The following is a 20770-nucleotide window of genomic DNA, read 5'->3' as shown; positions in this document are numbered from 1 at the left end:
GATCAGAAGCTTGACCGAGTGGGACGTCATCATCATCGGCGCGGGCTCTGCCGGCTGCGTGCTGGCCGGGCGCCTCGCCGAGGCGAGTGTTGGCTCGATCCTGGTGATCGAGGCCGGGCCGCGCGATCTCAGCCCCTGGGTTCACCTGCCAATCGGCTACGGCAAGACCTTCTACCATCCTCGGCTGAACTGGATGTACCGGACGACGGCGCAGCCTGGGCTCGCCGGGCGCGAGATCTACCAGCCGCGCGGCAAGGTCGTGGGCGGTTCGAGCGCGATCAATGCGATGGTCTATGCCCGCGGCCAGGCCGAGGACTACGAGGAATGGGAGCGGCTCGGCAATCGCGGCTGGGGCTGGTCCGAGGTGCTCGCCGCCTATCGGCGCATGGAGGATCATGCACTCGGCAACTCCACCTGGCACGGCGTCGGCGGCCCGCTTCATGTCTCGGATATCGCAGGCGAGGTGCATCCGCTCACGGCCCACTTCGTCAAGGCGACGGGCGAGGTCGGCCTGCCCTTCAATCCTGACCTGAACGGCGCAACCAGCGAAGGCGCCGGCATCTACCAGATCACCACACGCGATGGCCGGCGCGAATCCGCGGCGCGCGCCTTCCTGCATCCAGCCCGCCGACAGGGCCGGCTCAAGCTTGAAACCGACGTGCTGGTGACACGCATCCTGTTCGAGGGGCGCCGCGCCGTCGGCGTCGAGGCCCGGCGCGGCGGCGAGACCCTGCGCTTCCGCGCACGGGGCGAGATCATCCTCGCTGGCGGCGCCTTCAACACGCCCCAGCTGCTGCAGCTTTCGGGCATCGGACCGGGGGAGCTGCTGAGCCGGCATGGCATCGCGCCCGTGCACGACCTGCCGGCGGTCGGGCGCAATCTGCAGGACCATCTCTGCTACGACCATGTTTTCCGCTCGCGGCTGCCGAGCCTGAACGACGCGCTCCTGTCCTGGCCGGGTCGGATCGGCCTGGCCGCGAACTACCTGCTGCGCCGGCGCGGCCCGCTCTCGCTCAGCGTCAACCAGGGCGGCGGCTTCTTCCGCACGAGGCCGGGCCTCGCCCGCCCGGACATGCAGCTCTATTTCTCGCCGATGAGCTACGAGCGCGCCGTGCCGGGCGTTCGAGCCCTGATGAAGCCCGATCCCTTCCCCGGCTTCAGCCTCAGTGTCTCGCCCTGCCGGCCGCGCAGCCGCGGCCATGTCGCGATCCGTTCGCCCGACCCCATGCAGGTCCCGGAGATCGCGCCGAACTATCTCGCCGATCCCGAAGACCTGATCGAACTCCTGGAGGGCGTGCGCTTCCTACGCCGTCTGGCCGCGACCCCGACCTTCTCATCCTTGATCGAGGCGGAGATCAGGCCCGGCCCCGCCGTGGTCGATGATGCCGGACATGTCGATGCGATCCGCCGCAACGCCTATTCGGTCTTCCATCCCTGCGGCAGTTGCCGAATGGGCCCCGATGCGCGGGAGGCGGTCGTCGATCCGCGCCTGCGGGTGCACGGCATCGAGGGGCTGCGCGTTGCGGACGCCTCGATCTTCCCGGTGATCCCCTCCGGCAACATCAACGCTCCCGCGATGATGGTCGGCCAACGCGCCGCCGAGCTGATGCTGTCCAACTGACCCGGCCCCCCAACCGGCGAAGGCCGGCCCTGCATAACTGGAGGAAAGACCATGATCACGCGGCACGAAGTGACCGGCAGGCTGAGCAAGGTGCTCGTCGCCAACGGCTTCGCCTTCCTCTCCGGGCTGACGGCGAACGACCGCAGCGGCGGCGTCGCCGAGCAGACGACCGACATCCTGCGCCAGATCGACGGCTATCTCGCCACCGCCGGCACCGACAAGACTCGCATCGTCGTCGCCAATATCTGGCTCAAGGACATCTCGACTTTCAGCCAGATGAACGCCGCCTGGGAGGCCTGGGTCGACCCGGCACAGCCGCCGGCGCGCGCCACTGTCGAATCGCGGCTGGCAGCCGAGAATATCCTCGTCGAGATCCAGGTTCAGGCGCTGGTCTGAATACGGCGCGGCTCGGCACTATTCTGCCGGGAACCCCTTTCGCCGGATAAGATTTCGTTGAAAGATCGCGCAGCGGAAACGGATGAGCAGTATGAGCCAGCCATACACGATGGATGATCTCGCTTCGGACGTTGCGGCAGGCCGGATCGATACAGTTTTGGTCTGCCAGGTCGACATGCAGGGGCGCCTGATGGGCAAGCGCTTCCATGCCGAGTTCTTCCTCGAAAGCGGCCATGCAGAGACCCATAGCTGCAATTATCTGCTGGCGACCGACATGGAGATGGAAACCGTTGCCGGCTATGCGGCGACGAGCTGGGCCGCCGGCTATGGCGACTACACGATGAAGCCGGATCTCTCGACCCTGTGCAGGATTCCCTGGCTGGAGGGAACGGCGCTCGTCCTCTGCGACGTGCTCGACCATCACGGGCACGATGAGGTCGCGCATTCGCCGCGGGCGGTCCTGAAGAAGCAGGTGAAGCGGCTCGAAGCCATGGGGCTCAAAGCCTACATGGCCTCCGAGCTCGAATTCTTCCTGTTCGACCAGAGCTATGACGCGGCCCGCGAGAGCGGCTACCGCAATCTCAGGACGGCCAGCGGCTACAACGAGGACTACCACATCTTCCAGACGACCAAGGAGGAGGATGTGATGCGGGCGATCCGCAACGGCCTGCACGGCGCCGGCATCCCGGTCGAGAACTCCAAGGGCGAGGCCTCGGCCGGCCAGGAGGAGATCAATGTCCGCTATGCCGACGCGCTGACGATGGCGGACCGGCACGCGATCATCAAGAACGCCTGCAAGGAGATCGCCTGGTCGCGCGGCAAGGCCATCACCTTCCTCGCCAAATGGGACTATGGCGCCGCCGGCTCCTCCTCGCATATCCACCAGTCGCTCTGGAGCGCCGACGGCAGGACGCCTCTTTTTCTCGACAAGGAGGCCAAGCACGGAATGTCCGCGCTGATGCGGAGCTATGTGGCGGGGCTGCTCGCCCATGCCTCCGAGATCACCTGCTTCCTCGCGCCCTATATCAACTCCTATAAGCGCTTCGTCGCCGGCACCTTCGCACCGACCAAGGCGATCTGGAGCCGCGACAACCGTACCGCCGGCTACCGGCTCTGCGGCGAAGGGACCAAGGGTGTGCGGATCGAATGCCGTGTCGGCGGCTCCGATCTCAACCCCTACCTCGCCATGGCTGCACTCATCGCCGCCGGGATTTCTGGCATCGAGCAGAAGCTCGAGCTGGAGGAGCCCTATGTCGGCGACGCCTATGGCGGGCGCGACATCCGCGAGATTCCGAAAACCCTGCGCGACGCCACCGCCGCCCTGTCAGGCTCGAAGATGCTGCGCGAGGCGTTCGGCGACAGCGTGATCGACCACTATGTCCGCGCCGCCGCCTGGGAGCAGGAGGAGTATGATCGCCGGATCACCGACTGGGAGGTGAGACGCGGCTTCGAGCGCGCCTGAGCCGCTCGATAACAACACGCCCCTCTCGGATAGCCGGAAGCAGACGATGACGATGATCCAGTGCATTTCGCCGGTGGATGGCTCGGTCTATGCCGAACGTCCGGCATCCTCCCTCGACGAGGCCCGCGCCGCGATCGCCCGGGCAAGGGCGGCGCAGAAGGCCTGGGCGAGGCGCCCGCTCGACGAGCGCGTCGCCCTCGTCCTAAAGGGCGTCGCGCGGCTCAACGAGATGGGTGAGGAGGTCGTCACCGAACTCGCCTGGCAGATGGGGCGCCCCGTCAAATACGGCGGCGAGTTCAAGGGCTTCAACGAGCGCTCGAACTACATGGCCGAGATCGCCGGAAGCGCGCTGGCGCCGCTGGTGGTCGAGAGCAGCGAAGCCTTCGAACGCCGCATCGCCCGCGAGCCGCATGGCGTCGTCTTCGTGATCGCGCCATGGAACTACCCCTATATGACCGCGATCAATTCGGTCGCCCCGGCGCTGATGGCCGGCAACACGGTCGTCCTGAAACATGCCAGCCAGACCCTGCTGGCGGGCGAGCGGCTGGCGCGGGCCTTCCACGAGGCCGGCGTGCCCGAGGAGGTATTCGTCAACCTCTTCCTCGATCATGAGACGACCGCGCGCCTGCTCGCCGAGCGGCAGTTCGACTTCGTCAACTTCACCGGCTCGGTCGCCGGCGGACGTGCGATCGAGCAGGCAGCCGCGGGAACCTTCACCGGCCTTGGCCTCGAACTCGGCGGCAAGGATCCCGGCTATGTCATGGAGGATGCCGATCTCGACGCCGCCGTCGACACGCTGATGGATGGCGCGACCTTCAATTCCGGGCAGTGCTGCTGCGGCATCGAACGCGTCTATGTGCATGAGAGCCTGTACGACGCCTTCGTCGAGAAATCGGTCGCCTGGGTTTCGAACTACCGCCTCGGCAATCCGCTCGACCCGCAGACCACGCTCGGGCCGATGGCGCATCGGCGTTTCGCCCGCACCGTGCGCGAGCAGATCGCGGAGGCCGTGGCGAAGGGCGCACGGGCGCTGGTCGATCCAAAGCTCTTTCCGCAGGACGATGGCGGGGCCTATCTCGCGCCGCAGATCCTGGTCGATGTCGATCATTCCATGGCTTTCATGCGCGAGGAGACCTTCGGCCCTGCCGTCGGCATCATGAAGGTCAGCGGAGACACCGAGGCCGTTAGCCTGATGAACGATTCCCGCTATGGCCTCACGGTGTCGCTCTGGACGCGCGACACCGAGCGCGCGGCCCGGCTCGGCCAGGAGCTCGAGACCGGCACCGTCTTCATGAATCGCGCCGACTATCTCGACCCGGCGCTGTGCTGGACCGGCGTGAAGGAAACCGGCCGCGGCGGCTCGCTCTCCGTGATCGGCTTCCACAATCTCACGCGTCCGAAATCCTACCATCTGAGGAAGTTGAGCTGATGCCGATCACCGCGAACTGGAGCTATCCGACCGCCGTCAAGCTCGGCGCCGGCCGGATCAGGGAGCTCGCCGAGCATTGCAAGGCGCTCGGCATGAAGCGGCCGCTGCTCGTCACCGATCGTGGCCTTGCGACCATGCCGATCACGCAGAACGCGCTGGAGATCCTCGATGCCGGCGGGCTCGGGCGGGCGATCTTCGCCGATGTCGATCCGAACCCGAACGAGCGCAACCTCGAAGCCGGCGTCAGGGCCTTCAAGGATGGCGGCCATGACGGCGTCGTCGCCTTCGGCGGCGGCTCCGGCCTCGATCTCGGCAAATGCGTCGCCTTCATGGCCGGCCAGAGCCGCCCGGTCTGGGATTTCGAGGATATCGGCGACTGGTGGACGCGCGCTTCGGTCGAGGGCATCGCGCCGATCGTCGCGGTGCCGACCACGGCCGGGACGGGCTCCGAAGTCGGGCGCGCCTCGGTGATCACCAACTCGCAGACCCAGACCAAGAAGATCATCTTCCACCCGAAATTCCTGCCGGGCGTGACGATCTGCGATCCCGAGCTCACCGTCGGCATGCCCAGGGCGATCACCGCCGGCACCGGCATGGACGCCTTCGCGCATTGCCTCGAGGCCTATTCCTCGCCCTTCTTCCATCCGATGAGCCAGGGCATCGCGCTCGAGGGCATGCGGCTGGTGAAGACCTATCTGCCGCGCGCCTATGCCGACGGCGGCGATATCGAGGCGCGGACGCAGATGATGGCAGCCGCCGCCATGGGCGCGGTCGCCTTCCAGAAGGGGCTGGGCGCGATCCACTCGCTGTCGCATCCGGTCGGCGCCGTCTACCACACCCATCACGGCACCACGAATGCGGTGGTGATGCCGCCGGTGCTGCGCTTCAACCGCCCGGCGATCGAAGAGAGGATAGCGGCCGCCGCCGCCTATCTCGGCATTCCCGGCGGCTTCGACGGCTTCTACGACTTCGTACTGAAGCTGCGCGCGGAGCTCGGCATTCCCGACAAGCTCGCCGCACTCGGCGTCGGCACCGACCGCATCGACGAACTGGCGGAGGCGGCGGTGGCCGATCCCTCCACCGGCGGAAACCCGGTCGAACTCACGGTCGACGCGGCGCGGCGATTGCTGATCGAGGCGATTTGAGGAGTGTCCGCATCCGCAAGCCCGTCCGGCGAAGCGGATAGCGGCAGGGTCTGCAGAAGCGCCTTCGAACACACGGCGCTTCTTGGGCATTGCAGTCGCCCTTTCAGCCGAAAGGCATGGTCAGGGGGCACCAGTTCAGCGGAGGCGGCGCGTATCTCACGCCGCCATCCGTTCCTGCTCAGGCTTGCGAACCGGCCCCTGACCTGCCGGCGCCGGCGCCAGAGCCGCTTCGGCCTCCGCGGCGGTATCGAGGTCGAGCGCGATCACAATCAGCGTCAGGACCACGATGGGCACGCCGATCAGTGCTGCGTAGAAGGCGACGTCGATGCCGTATTGCAGGCAGCCGATCAGGATCGCGAGGGTGAGGTTGATCATCGTCCAGGGCAGCTGCTCTGCCGTGAAGAAACTCGCGTAGAGAAAGCCGAAGAGCCTGACGCCCGCCGTACGCGGCAAGACGACGAAGACGATCCAGGCGGCGAACGCCCAGATCGCCCCGCCCTCGCCGGCATAGAGCCAGCCGAATACGGGAGCGAGCGCGCTCGTCAGTGCGAGCGCGATGCGCTGCCTTGCGGTCCGCAGCGTCTCCTCATGGGTCATGGCGTGTCTCCAGTCCGTCGTCATCGAGAAGGATTCGCTCGGCGGCGCCATCGAGATCGTCGTACTGGCCGGAGCGAAGGGTCCACAGGAACGCGAGGACGCCGAGAGCGCCGAGCGTCAATGCGATGGGGATGAGGAAGAGGAGCGGGCTCAACTTGCCGCTCCGATCCGGGGTGGCCGCCCCCGCAACGCATTCAGGGTGACGAGGATCGAGCTCGCCGACATGGCTGCAGCAGCGATCAGCGGCGAGGCGAGCCCCAGCACCGCGACCGGAATCAGCGCGAGATTGTACACGGCGGCAAAGCCGAGATTCTGCCGGACGATGCCGGCCGCCTTCACGGCCGTGCGATGCGCCAGGACGACCGAGGACAGCGCCTCGGCAGGGAGCACGAAATCGGCGGCGACCTGGGTCGCCGGCACGCCATGCCCGAAGCTCGCCGAAACATGCGCCGCGGCCAGGGCCGGTGCGTCGTTAAGGCCGTCGCCGACCATCAACGGCCTGCCGCCCTCCGCCCTCCAGCCCGACAAGAGCGCGGCCTTCTCTGCCGGCTTCAGGCCGGCCCGATGGTCGGCGATTCCCAGGCTGGCGGCGCAGCTTTCGACCGCCGGCCGACGATCTCCGGACAGTATGCTGAGCTCGACCCCCGCCCTGCGGAAGTAGCCGACCGCTTCCGGGGCATCGGATCTGGTCCTGTCGACGAAGGCGAAGCGCTGTGGCGGCACGGTCTCGCCCGAGACCCAGACTTCGCTTGCCGCGTCGTTGCCAGTGGCGACAACACCGCAGAACTCCGCGCTTCCAAGCCGTGCGGCTCTGCCGTCAACGAAACCGCTGATGCCCGCGCCAGAAGTTTCCGCAACGCCCTCGACCGCGACGCCCATTCCGAGCTTGCGTGTCAGCGCTCGCGTCAACGGATGCCGACTCGTGCCGGCCAGCGCCGCGGCGAGCCGCAGCGCCTGCGGGTCGGACGGCATTTCGACGAGCTCCGCCCGTCCCTCCGTCAGGGTCCCGGTCTTGTCGAAGACCACCCGGTCGATTGCGGCCAGCCGGTCGAGCGCATCGCCCGAGCGGACCAGCACGCCGCGCCTCAGCAAACCGCCGATGGCATTGACCTGCACGGCAGGCACGGCGAGGCCGATGGCGCAGGGGCAGGCGATGATCAGCACGGTGACCGCATAGAGCAGCGCCGTCGGCAGATCGGCCCCGCCGACGAGCCACCAGCCGAGCAGCGTCATGAGCGCGATCGCGTGGACCAGCGGCGTCCAGATGCCGACGACGCGGTCAGCCAGCGTGGCGGCGCGGCCCTTCTGCAGCTGCGCCTGCTCTACCAGACGCAGAATCTCGGAGAGATGGCTTTGCGCGACCGTTTTCTCGGCACGGAGGTGGAGGATGTCAGGGCCGTTGAGATAGCCGGCGAGCACCTCATCCCCGGGGTTGATCAATTCGGGCAGCGTTTCGCCGGTCACCGCCGACCGATCGAGTATCGTTTGCCCGCTCGTGACGCGACCATCGACCGGAACCGTTTCGCCCGGCGCCACGACGACCTGCATGCCGGGCTCGACCGCCGAGGCCGGGACGATCTCGGTGCGGCCATCGCCAAGCAGCACGGTGGCGTGCTCGGCCCGCATCATGGCGAGGCGCTCGATCGCCTCGCGCGAGCGGGCGCGCACGCGGAAATCGAGATAGCGCCCGACGAGCAGCACGAAGAGCAGCATGGTCGCGCTGTCGAAATAGACGTGCGCGCCGTGCCGGATGAGCTCCATCATGCTGATCGCGGTCGCCAGGATCAACGCGGCCGCGATCGGCACGTCGATATTGGTCCGCCCCGCCCTGAGCGCACCGAAGGCGGAGCGGAAAAACGGGCGTCCGGCGATGGCCAGTGCCGGAACCGCGACGAGCGCCGAGAGCCAGTTGAAGAAGGCCTGGGTGCTGGCCGGCATGTCCTGCGCCTGACCGGCCCAGACCGCCCAGGCGAGCATCATGACATTCGACGAAGCGAAGCCCGCAATGGCGAGGCAGCGCAGCAGCTCGCGGCCGGTCCGGTCCTGCGATGTGCCGATCGAGCCGGCATCATAGGGGGCGATCGCGTAGCCCAGGCTGCGAACCGTCTCGCCGATCACCTCGGCGTGGTCGGGGTTGCCGACCCATTCGACCGAAAGCCGCCGCAGGGTCAGGTTGACCCGCGCCCGAGTGATCGCGGGATCACTCGACAGGCGGGTCTCTATCTTCCGAATGCAGTTGGCGCAGTGCACGCCTTCGACGAGCAGCTCCAATTGCTGCGTGCGCCCCGGCGCAGAGGCGACGAACGCCGACAGAAGCGCCGGCGGCAAGACGAGCGGCGAGGCGTCGACGGCAATGTCCGACCGCTGCGTCATGGACGAACATACACCTCGTCGATGACCTGCAGCGACTGCCCACCGCGCGCGATCCTGACCCGGACGAACCAACGCCCGGCCAGAGGCACGGAAAAATCGGCCAGATACGCGCCGCCGGGCTGGCGAACGAAGCGGACGGCCTGGATCTGCGGGAAGCGCGTCATCCGCTCGGCGGTCGCCTGCACCTCGTCGGCGACGAGCGCCTGCCCGCCCGCATCACGGACTTGCAAGGTCAGCTCGCCGGCCAGGTCCTGCCCCTGCTCGAAGGTGAGCGCGGTGCTCCAGCCGAGGCGGCGTGCGGCTTCGCGCTGCGCCGCGCGCTCCTCCTCGTTCAGGCCGATGCTGTAGGCATCATCCGTGACAACGCCGGTGAAGCTGCGATTCGCCAGGGTCACGAACCAGACCTCCAGTGCGGCGAGGCAGACGAAGAACAGGATGAAGCAGCCGGGTATCCAGAGGTCCTTCCGGCCGGCGGCAGCTGCGTTCCCGTTCATCGCGCCGGCCCCCAGAAATAGGTCTCGACCTCGCCGAGGGTTGCGCCGCTCTCGGCATCTGTGACGATAACGCGGATGCTGGCGCGCCCCGAGGGTGCCTGTCCGGGTGCTGCCGTGATGAAGAGGCGGTCGCTGATCCGACGATTGCCGGGCATGGCGAGCGCGACCGTTTCCTGGCCAGTCTCGCCGGTGGCGAAGCGCAAGCTCGCTCCGGCAAGCCCTTCCGCACGGATCACGACACGATCGAGATGCGGCAGGCGATGCGCGAGGCGGAAGCTGAAATCGTTGCGGACCGAGCCGTCCGAGAGCTGGACGAAGGGTGGGTTGCGCTGCGGCTCGACATCGAGCAGCACGCTTTCCATCCGGGTGATGCCGACCGCCATCGAGCCGAAGGCGAACAGGCACAGCATGGCGTAGAGCAGGGTCTTGGGCCGAAGGAGGCGAACGGCCTCCTGCTTCAGCGAGCCGGCCCGGTCCGACCCCTCGACGTCGAAGCGAATGAGGCCGGCGGGGCGCTCGATCTTCGCCATCACCTCATTGCAGGCATCGACGCAAAGACCGCAGCCAATGCAGCCCATCTGCAGACCGTCGCGAATGTCGACGCCCGTCGGGCAGACATTGACGCAGCGCATGCAGTCGATGCAGTCCCCGCGCCCCGCCTCGAAGGAGGCGGCTTCGCGGATCAGGGCGGTGAGATCGTTGAGCTCAAGACGCAGCGCCGCCTTCTTCTTGCCGCGCGGCTCGCCGCGCCAGCGCTGATAGGTGACGACGAGGCTGTCCTTGTCGAGCAGCGCCGCCTGGAAGCGCGGCCAGGGGCACATGTGCAGGCAGATGCGCTCCTTGGCATAGGCGGCGAACAGCCAGGTTGTGAGCGACAGGATGCCGATCGCGAGATACGCGCCGAGTGGCGCGGCGCCGGTCACCAGGGCCGAAGGCAGGCTCGGGGCGTCGTTGAAGAAGGCCGCGAAGCCGAACGCCGTCAGCACGGCCAGGGCGATCTGGGCGATGGGCTTGGCGATGCGCGACAGCAAGGTGCCCTTGCCGAAGAGCCGCTCGCAGAAGCGCTCCACCGTGAAGAACAGGTCGGTCCACACCGTCTGCGGGCAGGTGAAGCCGCACCAGACGCGGCCAGCCAGGGCCGTGGCACCGAACAGGGCGAAGGCGCCGAGCACGAGCGCCCCGACGGCGATCGGCAGGTCCTGCGGCCAGAATTCGAGACCGAGGACGAAGAGCCGCCTGCCCGGCAGATCGAAGAGGACGGCCTGATCCGGCAGCGACGGACCGCGATCCCAGCGCAGCCAGGGGGTGATGAAGTAGAAGGCCAGCAGCGCCCAGGCGATTGCTGTCTTGATCGTGCGGTAGCGCCCGCGCACCGTCTGCGGGATCGGCAACCGAGCCGGCCGGCGCTGGGACACCGTGTCGATGACGGCCGTGGTCGCCATCACTTTTCCCCGCCGCCGAGGGTGTGGACATAGACGGTGAGCATCCTGATGGTCGCCTCGTCGAGGCGGCTCTGCCAGGCCGGCATCTGCCCCATCTTGGGATCGGCGACCTGGCGGATGACGGCCTCGCGGCTGCTGCCGTAGAGCCAGATCGCATCGTCGAGACGCGGCGCACCCCCATCGCGGCTCCCCTCGCCCTTCGCGCCATGGCAGGCTGCGCAATTGGTCTCGTAAAGCGCGGCTCCGGGCAGGCTCGCCCTCGTCGCGTCGCGGGACCGGTCCGAGAGGCTCAGCACGAAATCGGCGGTCGCCGCGATTTCCTCCGGCTTCAAGATCTCGCCGAAGGCCGGCATCGCGCTGAGGCGCGTCTCGTCGCCCCCGTCACGAATGCCGTGGCGGATCGTGGCGTGGATGTCGGTGACCTTGCCGCCCCAAAGCCAGTCATCGTCGATCAGGGACGGGAACTGGCCGATCTGCCCACCCGCGCCGACGCCATGGCAGCCGGCGCAGTTCTCGTTGAAGGCCGCCTGCCCGCCGGCCATGGCGAAGCGGCGGAGCTCCTCATTGGCCTCGATCTTCTCGAGTGGAGTCGCGAGGAGCTGCGTGCGCCAGGCGGATTGCTGGTCGCGCGCACGGCCGGTCGCCTCGGCGAGCTCCTTCGTGCTCGACCAGCCCAAGAGCCCGCGCGCATAATCCTTCGTCGTCGCGAAGGAGGGGTAGAGCACGAGATAGCCGATCGCGAAGACCCAGGTGACCACGAAGGTGATCAGCCACCAGTTCGGGATCGGGGTCCGGAGCTCCTTGATGCCGTCCCATTCATGGCCGGTGGTGAGCTGGCCGGTCAGCGGGTCGCGCTCCTGCTTGCTCATTGGTCGCCCCCCTTTCCTTCAAACGGAATCCGGGCATGGCGCTCCATGCGGGCCCGGGCGGAGGGGCGGAACGAGAGCCAGACGATCGCGACGAAGAAGACCGTGGCGACGACGAGCCAGGCATTGAGCAGCAGGCTGATCAGGGACTGGGACATGGGTTATTCCTTCTTCCCGTCGACGCGAACCTTGGAGAAATCGACCATCGTGCCGAGCACCTGCAGGTAGGCGATCAGCGCATCCATCTCGGTGATGCGGCCCGGCTGGCCATCGAAGTCGCCGATCCGCGCGCCGGGGTAGCGGGCGAGCAGCGCCTCGGTCTTCTCGCCGGTGGCCTGGGCGCGGACATCGTCGGCGGCGCTCAAGATCGCGACCCCGTCATAGGGCACGCCGACCTTGCTCAGCGCCTGCAGATGCTCGCCGATATCGTCGAACTTCAGCTCGCGCTCCTGCAGGAACGGATAGGCCGGCATGATCGAGACCGGCACGACATCGCGCGGGTTGATCATGTGAGCGACATGCCAGGCGTTCGAATATTTGCCGCCGAGGCGTGCCAGGTCCGGGCCAGTCCGCTTCGAGCCCCAGAGGAAGGGGTGGTCGTACATGCTCTCGGCGGCGATCGAGTAGTGCCCGTAGCGCTCGACCTCGTCGCGGAATGGCCGCACCTGCTGGCTGTGGCAGGTGTAGCAACCCTCCCTTGTGTAGATGTTCCGGCCGATCTGCTCGAGCGGCGTATAGGGGCGCACGCCCTCGACCGGCTTGATCGTCTCGTCGAGCCGGAACAGGGGCACGACCTCAACCAGCCCGCCGATCGCGACGACCAGGAAGCTGAGGACGAAGAGTAGCGTCGTCGAGCGTTCGATCGTCCCGTGGTTGACTCGTTCGTCAGATGATTTCGCCATGGCAATACAGGGCCTTTCGGCTCGAATTCGGTGAGTGGGCTAGCGCTTGGCGGCAAGGGCGGATTGGAGCGAAGGGTCGGCTCCACCCTGCTCCGTCGGCACGGACTCCCGGCGCCCGGCCTTCGAATCGCGGATGGTCATGACGACGTTGATCGTCATCAGCACCGCGCCGATCAGGTAGAGCAGGCCGCCGAGCGCGCGCACGAGATAGTAGGGGTGCAGCATCGCGACGCTGTCGGCGAAGGAGTACTGGAGGAAGCCGAACTGGTCGTAGGCCCGCCACATCAGGCCCTGGGCGATGCCCGCCACCCACATCGCGGTGATGTAGAGAACGATGGCGATCGTCGCGATCCAGAAATGCCATTCGACCAGGCGATGCGACCAGAGCGGCGCGCGCCAGAGCCGCGGCACGAGATAGTAGATCGCACCGAAGACCATGAAGGCGACCCAGCCGAGCGCGCCCGAATGGACGTGTCCGACCGTCCAGTCCGTGTAGTGGCTGAGCGCGTTGACCGCCTTGATCGACATCAGCGGCCCCTCGAAGGTCGCCATGCCGTAGAAGGCGACGGCGACGACGAGGAAGCGCAGGATCGGGTCGGTGCGCAGTTTCCCCCAGGCGCCCGACAGGGTCATGATCCCGTTGATCATGCCGCCCCAGGACGGAATCCAGAGCATGATCGAAAAGGCGGCGCCGAGCGTCTGCGCCCAGTCGGGCAGCGCGCTGTAGTGGAGATGGTGCGGGCCGGCCCAGATATAGAGGAAGATCAGCGCCCAGAAATGGACGATGGAGAGCCGGTAGGAATAGATCGGGCGCTCGGCCTGCTTGGGAACGAAATAGTACATCATCCCGATGAAGCCGGCGGTCAGGAAGAAGCCGATCATGTTGTGGCCGTACCACCACTGGATCAGTGCATCCTGGACGCCCGCGAATTGCGAATAGCTCTTGGTCCCGACGAAGGAGACCGGCATCGCCAGATTGTTGACGATGTGCAGGACCGCGACCGTGATGATGAATGCGAGATAGAACCAGTTCGCCACGTAGATATGCGGCTCGCGGCGACGGGCGAGCGTGCCCGTATAGATCGTGAGATAGACCAGCCAGACCGCGAGGAGCAGCAGGTCGGCATACCATTCAGGCTCGGCGTATTCCTTGCTCTGGGTGATACCCAGCGGATAGCCGGTCATCGCGAGGATCAGGAAGAGCTGGTAGCCGAAGAAGACCAGCATGGAGAGCTGGCGGCCACCCCATAGCCCGACATGACAGGTGCGCTGGACGACATAGAGCGATGTCGCGAAGAGCGCGTTGCCGGCGAAGGCCAGCACGACACCCGAGACGTGGATCGGCCGCAGGCGCCCGAAGGTCGCGTATTCCGAGAAGTTCAGCGACGGAAACGTCAGCTGCAGGGCGATGAACAGCCCCGCAGCCAGGCCGATGAGCGCCCAGACGATCGTCGCCAGCACGAACCAGCGGACGATCTGCTCGTCATAGCCCGGAATGGCGTCGCCCCGCCCTTCCTGAAGTGTCGCCGCGCCCATTGCCGAACCCATCCTGCTGACGCGCGCTGATGAGACAGCGCGATCGATCAATATGTATGGCTTATGCCCATACATATTATGGCAAGACAAAACCAGACAAATCCAGTACGAGGTCGCCAGAACGAGGCCTGTGCGACGAAATGCGCAAAGCACCCCGGGCAAACGCCGGGACAACCGGAGGCAGGGCGCGACAAAATGTATGGCTATAAATCAGAATGGCATACATCCCGGCATCGCCAGTGGGGTTCAGACGCCCATGCACGCTCAAGAGCGAGCAGCTCGCGCCGCGCGCGAACACCAAGCGTCGCCTCTCACGCGTACGCGCCAGCGCAGCCATCATTCGCCCGGAATGGTGCTCAGCATGCCGAATGACGCTGCGGCCCGCGCAAGCGCCGGCACCGCCCTGCTGCTGACGATGGCTGCCGGTTGCGCGATGGCGCTGGTCGACACGAACATCGTCGCGGTGGCAGTTCCCGCTATCGCCCGACAGCTCGGCGCCAGCGCCGCCGAGACGCAATGGATCGTCAGCGCCTTCTTCCTGAGCTTCGCCGCAATGCTGCTGCCCGCAGGAACGATCGCCGACCGCCTCGGGCGCCGCCGGACGTTGCTTTGCGGATTGGCCGGACTCGCCGCGGCTTCGTTGTCCAGCGGCCTCGCGCCGACAGCCTCGTGGCTTCATCTCGGCCGCAGCGCGCAAGGCGCAGCGACCGCTTTCGTTCTCGCACCCGCGCTCGCGATCATCGGGCACAGATTCCACGGCGAAGCCGAGCGCAACCGCGCCTGGGCCCTCTGGGGCGGCGTGATGGGCGCGACGATGGTCGTCGCCCCGATCGCCGGCGGGCTGATCGTCCAGTCGCTCGGCTGGCGCTGGGCCTTCTTCATCAATGTGCCGATCTGCGCCGTGCTTGCAGTCGCGACGACCGCCTATGCAGAGGAATCGCAGGATCCCTCGCGCGGGCGGCTCGATCCGCTCGGCATCATTCTCTTCGCCGGAGCAATGCTCGGCCTGACCTGGGGCCTGATCGACGGCCAGGTCCGGGGCTGGGGCAGCAGGACCGCCCTCACTGGCTTCGCGCTCGGCGCCGCTGCGCTGATCGGCTTCGTGGTTGCGCAGCGCGTTCAGGCCGATGCGATGCTCGATCTTGGCCTGTTCCGCAGCCGGCACTTCATCGGCGCGGTCTGGGCGATGTTCGCCTATGCCGCAGCCGCCCAGGTCATGGCCTCGCTGTTCCCGATCTTCCTGCAGAACGGAGCCGGGCTGTCCGCGACCTCATCAGGCTTTGCGATGCTGCCATTCGCCTTCGCGATGCTGGCCTTTCCCTATCTCGGCCGGCCGCTCGCCCGCCGCCTGCGATCGCCCACAATCCTCGCGCTCGGGCTGATGGTCGTCGCTGCCGGAAATGCCCTCGCCGGATGGGGCGCCTTGTCCGGCAACTGGCTGATCCTCCTGCCCGGCATGTTCGTCATCGGAAGCGGGGCCGGGCTGCTCAATGGCGAAACCCAGAAGGCGATCATGATCGCTGTTCCGCGCGAACGAGCCGGCGTAGCCTCGGGCATCAGCACGACGGCGCGCTTCTCCGGAATCCTCATCGGGTTCGCCGGGCTGAATGCGGTTCTGGCGAGCCAGATGCGCGCGCCTATCTCCAAGGCACCATGCAATCCTGCTGCCTCCTGCGATCTCGCGCCCTTCGCCCTGACGCAGGCCCAGCAGCTCTACGCGAGCGCATTCGCTGTGTCTCTCTTTGCCGCCGCACTAGTCGCCGCGCTCTCCGCCGGGCTTGTCTGGCGATTGATGCGCACAGGCAGGCCCGTCGCATGAGACATCGGCCTTTCAGCCGCCTTCGCGGCTTGACCCTCCCATGATGGGAAGCTTTAGGATCGATCGCAAATCCCCAGACAAGCGCGCCGGGCGCTCGATCCCCGCAAATCCGGTGCAGCCGGAGCCGATCCAAGTTGCACAGCCATGACCAACTGAGCCGGCAAGAGATGCTGGCTTCCCATTTCGCCGCATTCGCCTTCATCACGGCGATGGTCGCGGTTGCCGAATTCTTCGGCGACCGCGAGATCGTGCTTCCCGAGATCGCTGCGATGGCCGTGGCGATCTGGGCCTTCCGCGAGCAAAGCTGGATGAGGCAGCCCGAGAAGATCTTCCTCTGGCCGTCGATCACCGCGCTGATGGGCTTCGGCATCAACCTGCTCGCCCTGCCCTATACCGCCAAGCTCGCGCTCATTCTGGTCGGCATGCTCGGCCTCTTCGCACTGTTCCGCTACAGCCTTGCCCCAGCGCTCGCGACAGGCTTCCTGCCGGTCGTCACCAACGCGACCGAGTTCTCGTTCCTCGGCTCGATCGGCGTCACGACGCTGGTGCTTATGCTCGGCGTGATGCTCTTCCGTCTGCGCAAGGACGCGCCGCGCAGCGTCCCGCTCTCCCATCGCGCCATGCTGGCCTATCTGGCGATCATCGCTGCATGCATGGCGATCGCGTCAGCGGCCGGCTATCCGCATCTGGCGGTCCTCCCGCCGATCGCCGTCGTGGTCTACGAGTCGCTGCACATGAAGATGTACTCAGCGAAGATGGCCCTGAAGCAGACGGCCGTGCTGACCCTGTCGGCCGCGATCGGCGTGGGACTGTTCCTCGCGATCGATTCCTGGACGCTGATGACCGTGCTCGATCTGCTGCTGATGGCGGGCCTGCTCCGGCTGTTCGGCATGCGGGTGCCGGCGGTCTATGCTTTTCCGTTCCTGGCCTTCGTCTTCCCGGCCGCTTCGGTTCCCGTACTTCCCGTCGCCGCTCTGATCGTGTCGGCCGTGTCCTTCTCGCTGGTGCTGGCCTATCGGCACTGGTTCGCTGAACCGCAGCGCATCACGATGCCCGCAGAATAGGCCGCGCGGACCGGAGGGAGCGCCCGATAGCCGGCGCCTCCCTTTCATCGGAAAGCCATACATCATAGTGTCGATGCAGGCCGATCAGACATACAATAACGAGGGTGGAATGTGGCGACCGCGACTGATCGAGAGCGCCCGGATGAAATACCTCGGCATTGTCGAGGCGCTCGAGGCTGATATCCGCTCCGCAAAGGTCGCGCGGGGCGACAGGCTGCCGCCGCAACGGGCGATCGCCGAGGCCCTCGGCGTCGACCTGACCACGGTGACGCGGGCCTTCAACGAGGCGCGTCGGCGCGGCCTGGTCGAGGCGCAGGCCGGGCGCGGCACGTTCATCAGCGAGAAGCTCGACGGGAGCGCGGCGGCGGAACGGATCCAGCCGCTGCTCGATCTCAGCATGAACATTCCGCCGCAGCCTTCAGAGGTGGATTTCAGGAAGATCGTCCCCAGCGGCATCGCCGGCTTGCTTTCGAGCCCTCGCGGCCTGCTGAGCCTGCATTACCAGGAGAGCACCGGCGCCGAGGCCGACCGGCAGATCGCCGCGAGCCGGCTCGCGCAGTGGGTCGAAGGCGTCACGGCCGATCGCATCGTGATCGCCGGCGGCGCGCAGAGTGCGCTCTTTGCCTTGTGCGATCTCCTGCTCACGCGCGGCGACATGATCGCGGCGGGCGCGATGACCTATCCCGGGCTCAAGGCGGTCGCCTTCCAGAAGGGGCTCGTGCTCGAACCGCTGGAGATGGACGACAAGGGCATCATCCCCGACGCCTTCGAAAAGGCCTGCCGGGACCGAGCGCCAAAAGCCCTCTACGTCATTCCCAGCATCGACAATCCGACGACCGCGACGCTGCCGGAGGATCGCAGGCGGGCCCTGGCCGCGATCGCGCGCAAGCACGACGTCACCATCATCGAGGATGATCCTTATGCGCCGCTGAGGGCGGAACGCGCGCCCGCCCTGGCGGAGCTGGCGCCCGACATCACCTGGCACCTCGCGACGCTCTCGAAATGCGCGACCCCGGCCTTGCGGGTCGCCTATGTCGTCGCGCCCAGTGCCAAGAAGGCTCTGCGTCTGGCGGGCGTCCTGCGGGCGACGATCCTGATGGCGCCGCCGCTGATGTCGGCGCTCGCCAGCCGCTGGATAACGGACGGCACGCTTGAGCAAATCACCCGAGCAATCCGCGCCGAGAACGCGCAGAGGCAGAAACTGGCAGCCGCCATAATGAGCGATGTCGCGTTCGCGGCCGATCCCCAGGGGCATCATCTCTGGCTACGGTTGCCGGAGCATTGGCGCGCGTCCGACTTTGCCGAACATGCCGACCGTGCCGGCGTCTCGATCGTGCCGAGCTCGGCCTTCGCCGTGACGCCCCATCCGATCGAGGCCGTCAGGATATCGCTGGGTGTCGCGCCAGATCGAGGAGCCCTCGAAGACGGTCTGACGCTGCTCGCAGGTCTGATCGCCCAGCCCCCGCTCGGCTCGAAGGCCGTCGTGTAAGCTTCGAGGACCGGTCGCTCCGGCTCGCGTGATCAGAAATCAAACACGCGGGAGAGCCTGCGATGATGACTGCCCCAGACCTGCCAGGGCGATGATCTGACGCAGCAACGGCGCGGTGTCGTTCTTGCGGTAGCTGACGATGATCGGGCTGGAGAACGCCTCGTCGAGATCGAGGAAATGGACGTCGTCGCGCCCGAAGCGCCGCACCGATGCCGGAACGACGCAGATGCCGACACCGGAGGCCACGAGGCCAAGCGCAGTCTGGACGTCGCGCACCTCCATGCCGATGCGCGGCGTCACCCCAGCCTCGCGATAGAAGGCCAGGACCTGGTCGGCATAGCTCGGCCGCGGCGCCTTCGGATACAGGATCAGCGGCTCCGCCTCGAGATCGGCCAGCTTCGGCCTGCTGCCTCCTTTCAGCAGCGCATGAGACGAGCTGACCGCGACGCACAGCCCCTCCTCGCGCAACACGGCGCGCACCAGCGCCTCGTCGTCGAAGCGCAGGCGCCCGAAGCCGACATCGATGCGGCCATCTTTCAGCGCCGAGATCTGCTCCAGCGTCGTCATCTCGAGGAGCTGGACCTCGACATCCGGCGCCAGGATGCGGAAATCGCGGATCAGCTCGGGCAGCGTGTCGTAGAGTGTCGAGGCGACGAAGCCGATGTTGAACTGGAGCACCATGCGCTTGCCGATGCGCGTGGTCATGGCCCGCATCTCCTCGACGCGCTGCAGCACCTGCAGTCCCTGGTCGAAGAGATAACGCCCGGCCTCGGTCATCGTTATCGGCCGGCCGCGATCGAGCAGGCGCACGCCGAGCTCTTCCTCCAGCTGCTGGATCTGCCGGCTCAGCGGCGGCTGGGCGATGTTGAGCTTCTCGGCGGCCCGGCTGAACGAGCCCTCCGCCGCAACGGTGGTGAAATAGCGCAGATGGCGCAGATCCATCGCTGCCTGCTCCTGCTTCCTGCCTCCCCGATTATGCAGCTGCCTGCATTCCCGAGGGCCCGGCCCGGCGGTTGTCGAACGCTCCGGGCCAAACACCCCGGTTTGCGCGCCGCCTTTTGCATCGGCGCACCCGCTTCATACCGTGAGGGTATTAACTTACACCAAAACGATCCTGTCCAGCAGCAGCCTGGCTCCCTACCCTTCGAGCAGGGAAGAAGCGTCCGCGCGGGAGATCAAGCTCCGCCGCGGACTTGAACCGGCCGCCAGAGCCGTCGGAGGGCCATGTCTGACATCGAAATCCTGCGGTCCGCTCCGGCGCGGCTTCCGACAGGCATGCCCACGCCAGCGCTCATGCGCTGCGGCAAAAGCCCGAAGGCCTGATCATGCCCTATGTCGAAACCGGCTCGGGCGTGCGCCTGTTCTACACGGTCACCGGGCCGGGCAGTGCTCCCGCCGTCGTCTTCTCCAATTCGCTCGGCACCACTCACCGGATGTGGGACGCCGTCGTCGGCGAACTCTCCGCCGAGTATCGCTGCGTGCGCTACGATACGCGCGGCCATGGCGGCTCCAGCGGCGGCTCCAAGCCTTTCGAGATCGCCGACCTCGCCGATGATCTCGCCGCGCTGCTCGACCATCTCGATCTCGCGCGCGTTCATCTCGCCGGGCTCTCGCTAGGAGGCATGACCGGTCAGGCCTTCGCCATCCGGCACCCGGCGCGCCTCGCCGGCCTGACCCTGATGGCGACGGCAGCCTGCATGCCGACGCGCGAGGTCTGGGAGGAACGCGCCGCGCTGGTGCGGCGCGAGGGCACGCAGGCGATCCTCACAGCGACGATGCAGCGCTGGTTCACCGCGGGCTTCCGCGACAGCCGTCCCGAGGTCGCCGGCAAGGTGGCTGAAGAGTTCCGGACCATCGACCGTGACGGCTACGCGGCCTGCTGCGAGGCGATCGGCCGCATGGATCTGCGCCCGCTGCTGCACCGGATCGACACCCCGACGACCGTGATCGCCGGCCGCGAGGATCCCGCGACGCCCGTCGAAATGGCGCAGGCCCTGCACACCGGCATCGCCGGCTCCCGCCTCGTCGTGCTTTCGCCCGCCGCGCATCTGCTCGCCGTCGAGCAGCCCGAGCACGTCGTCGCCGAGCTGCGCCGCGATCTCACCGCCTAACTCCATCAAAAATCACAATCCTGA

The 20770-nt window shown here is 66.9% G+C and carries 19 protein-coding genes; 9 read left to right on the top strand and 10 right to left on the bottom strand.

Features of this window, described 5'->3' with window-relative positions; translation table 11 throughout:
* The first annotated feature begins 10 nt into the window (after positions 1 to 10).
* The 5 genes from DK26_RS21515 (at position 11) to DK26_RS21495 (ending at position 6053) form a co-directional block, all read left to right on the top strand.
* Positions 11 to 1621 (top strand): GMC family oxidoreductase N-terminal domain-containing protein, encoded by a 1611-nt coding sequence (locus DK26_RS21515; protein ID WP_066476824.1) that lies wholly within the window; start codon positions 11 to 13, stop codon positions 1619 to 1621.
* 51 nt (positions 1622 to 1672) lie between these two features.
* A complete protein-coding gene (locus DK26_RS21510) occupies positions 1673 to 2017 on the top strand; it encodes a RidA family protein (protein ID WP_066476822.1) in 345 nt (114 codons plus the stop codon).
* Between the two features lie 91 nt (positions 2018 to 2108).
* Positions 2109 to 3479 (top strand): glutamine synthetase family protein, encoded by a 1371-nt coding sequence (locus tag DK26_RS21505; RefSeq protein WP_066476818.1) that lies wholly within the window; start codon positions 2109 to 2111, stop codon positions 3477 to 3479.
* 46 nt (positions 3480 to 3525) lie between these two features.
* Positions 3526 to 4908, top strand: coding sequence for an aldehyde dehydrogenase family protein (locus tag DK26_RS21500; RefSeq protein WP_066476815.1), 1383 nt, complete (start codon positions 3526 to 3528; stop codon positions 4906 to 4908).
* The gene (locus tag DK26_RS21495) at positions 4908 to 6053 is read left to right on the top strand and encodes an iron-containing alcohol dehydrogenase (protein ID WP_066476808.1); all 1146 of its coding nucleotides are present in this window, start codon (positions 4908 to 4910) and stop codon (positions 6051 to 6053) included. Before DK26_RS21500 ends, DK26_RS21495 begins: the two co-directional genes overlap by 1 nt.
* Before the next feature lie 156 nt (positions 6054 to 6209).
* Here DK26_RS21495 and DK26_RS21490 read toward each other — a convergent pair whose 3' ends face one another.
* The 9 genes from DK26_RS21490 to ccoN are packed head-to-tail and all read right to left on the bottom strand — an operon-like array spanning position 6210 to position 14263.
* Positions 6210 to 6650 carry a hypothetical protein gene (locus DK26_RS21490; protein ID WP_066476807.1) on the bottom strand — a complete coding sequence of 147 codons (441 nt, stop codon included), beginning with the start codon at positions 6648 to 6650 and terminating at the stop codon, positions 6210 to 6212.
* Positions 6640 to 6804: a cbb3-type cytochrome oxidase assembly protein CcoS gene (gene ccoS, locus DK26_RS21485; protein WP_066476805.1), complete on the bottom strand. Its 165-nt coding sequence runs from the start codon at positions 6802 to 6804 to the stop codon at positions 6640 to 6642. Before ccoS ends, DK26_RS21490 begins: the two co-directional genes overlap by 11 nt.
* Positions 6801 to 9023, bottom strand: a complete 2223-nt coding sequence (locus tag DK26_RS21480) for a cation-translocating P-type ATPase (protein ID WP_066476803.1) — start codon at positions 9021 to 9023, stop codon at positions 6801 to 6803. The genes ccoS and DK26_RS21480 overlap by 4 nt, the downstream gene beginning before the upstream one ends.
* A complete protein-coding gene (locus tag DK26_RS21475) occupies positions 9020 to 9517 on the bottom strand; it encodes a FixH family protein (RefSeq protein ID WP_066476800.1) in 498 nt (165 codons plus the stop codon). Before DK26_RS21475 ends, DK26_RS21480 begins: the two co-directional genes overlap by 4 nt.
* Positions 9514 to 10959, bottom strand: a complete 1446-nt coding sequence (ccoG, locus tag DK26_RS21470; protein WP_066476797.1) for a cytochrome c oxidase accessory protein CcoG — start codon at positions 10957 to 10959, stop codon at positions 9514 to 9516. Before ccoG ends, DK26_RS21475 begins: the two co-directional genes overlap by 4 nt.
* Entirely contained in the window at positions 10959 to 11828 is an 870-nt protein-coding gene (gene ccoP, locus DK26_RS21465) for a cytochrome-c oxidase, cbb3-type subunit III (protein WP_066476790.1), read from the bottom strand. Before ccoP ends, ccoG begins: the two co-directional genes overlap by 1 nt.
* The gene (locus tag DK26_RS28690) at positions 11825 to 11983 is read right to left on the bottom strand and encodes a cbb3-type cytochrome c oxidase subunit 3 (protein WP_083533434.1); all 159 of its coding nucleotides are present in this window, start codon (positions 11981 to 11983) and stop codon (positions 11825 to 11827) included. Before DK26_RS28690 ends, ccoP begins: the two co-directional genes overlap by 4 nt.
* 3 nt (positions 11984 to 11986) lie before the next feature.
* Entirely contained in the window at positions 11987 to 12727 is a 741-nt protein-coding gene (gene ccoO / locus DK26_RS21460; protein WP_066476788.1) for a cytochrome-c oxidase, cbb3-type subunit II, read from the bottom strand.
* Positions 12728 to 12766: 39 nt separating this feature from the next.
* Positions 12767 to 14263, bottom strand: coding sequence for a cytochrome-c oxidase, cbb3-type subunit I (gene ccoN, locus DK26_RS21455; protein ID WP_066476786.1), 1497 nt, complete (start codon positions 14261 to 14263; stop codon positions 12767 to 12769).
* Positions 14264 to 14624: 361 nt separating this feature from the next.
* Here ccoN and DK26_RS21450 point away from each other — a divergent pair, with 361 nt between their 5' ends.
* The 3 genes from DK26_RS21450 to DK26_RS21440 all read left to right on the top strand — a co-directional run bounded on the left by DK26_RS21450 (position 14625) and on the right by DK26_RS21440 (position 18635).
* Positions 14625 to 16082, top strand: coding sequence for an MFS transporter (locus tag DK26_RS21450; protein WP_066476783.1), 1458 nt, complete (start codon positions 14625 to 14627; stop codon positions 16080 to 16082).
* 167 nt (positions 16083 to 16249) lie between these two features.
* Positions 16250 to 17146 carry a hypothetical protein gene (locus DK26_RS21445; RefSeq protein ID WP_066476782.1) on the top strand — a complete coding sequence of 299 codons (897 nt, stop codon included), beginning with the start codon at positions 16250 to 16252 and terminating at the stop codon, positions 17144 to 17146.
* A gap of 109 nt (positions 17147 to 17255) precedes the next feature.
* Positions 17256 to 18635, top strand: a complete 1380-nt coding sequence (locus DK26_RS21440; protein ID WP_066476781.1) for a PLP-dependent aminotransferase family protein — start codon at positions 17256 to 17258, stop codon at positions 18633 to 18635.
* A gap of 39 nt (positions 18636 to 18674) precedes the next feature.
* On the opposite strand, the gene DK26_RS21435 is transcribed toward DK26_RS21440, so the two are convergent.
* Positions 18675 to 19577, bottom strand: coding sequence for a LysR family transcriptional regulator (locus DK26_RS21435; RefSeq protein ID WP_066476778.1), 903 nt, complete (start codon positions 19575 to 19577; stop codon positions 18675 to 18677).
* A gap of 383 nt (positions 19578 to 19960) precedes the next feature.
* Here DK26_RS21435 and pcaD point away from each other — a divergent pair, with 383 nt between their 5' ends.
* Positions 19961 to 20746 (top strand): 3-oxoadipate enol-lactonase, encoded by a 786-nt coding sequence (gene pcaD / locus DK26_RS21430; protein WP_066476776.1) that lies wholly within the window; start codon positions 19961 to 19963, stop codon positions 20744 to 20746.
* Positions 20747 to 20770 lie beyond the last annotated feature (24 nt).

This window comes from Allobosea sp. WAO (assembly GCF_001509835.1).
Classification (GTDB): domain Bacteria; phylum Pseudomonadota; class Alphaproteobacteria; order Rhizobiales; family Beijerinckiaceae; genus Allobosea.
The sequence above is the reverse complement of the archived record's forward strand: the minus strand, read 5'-3'. Positions and strand labels throughout refer to the sequence as shown.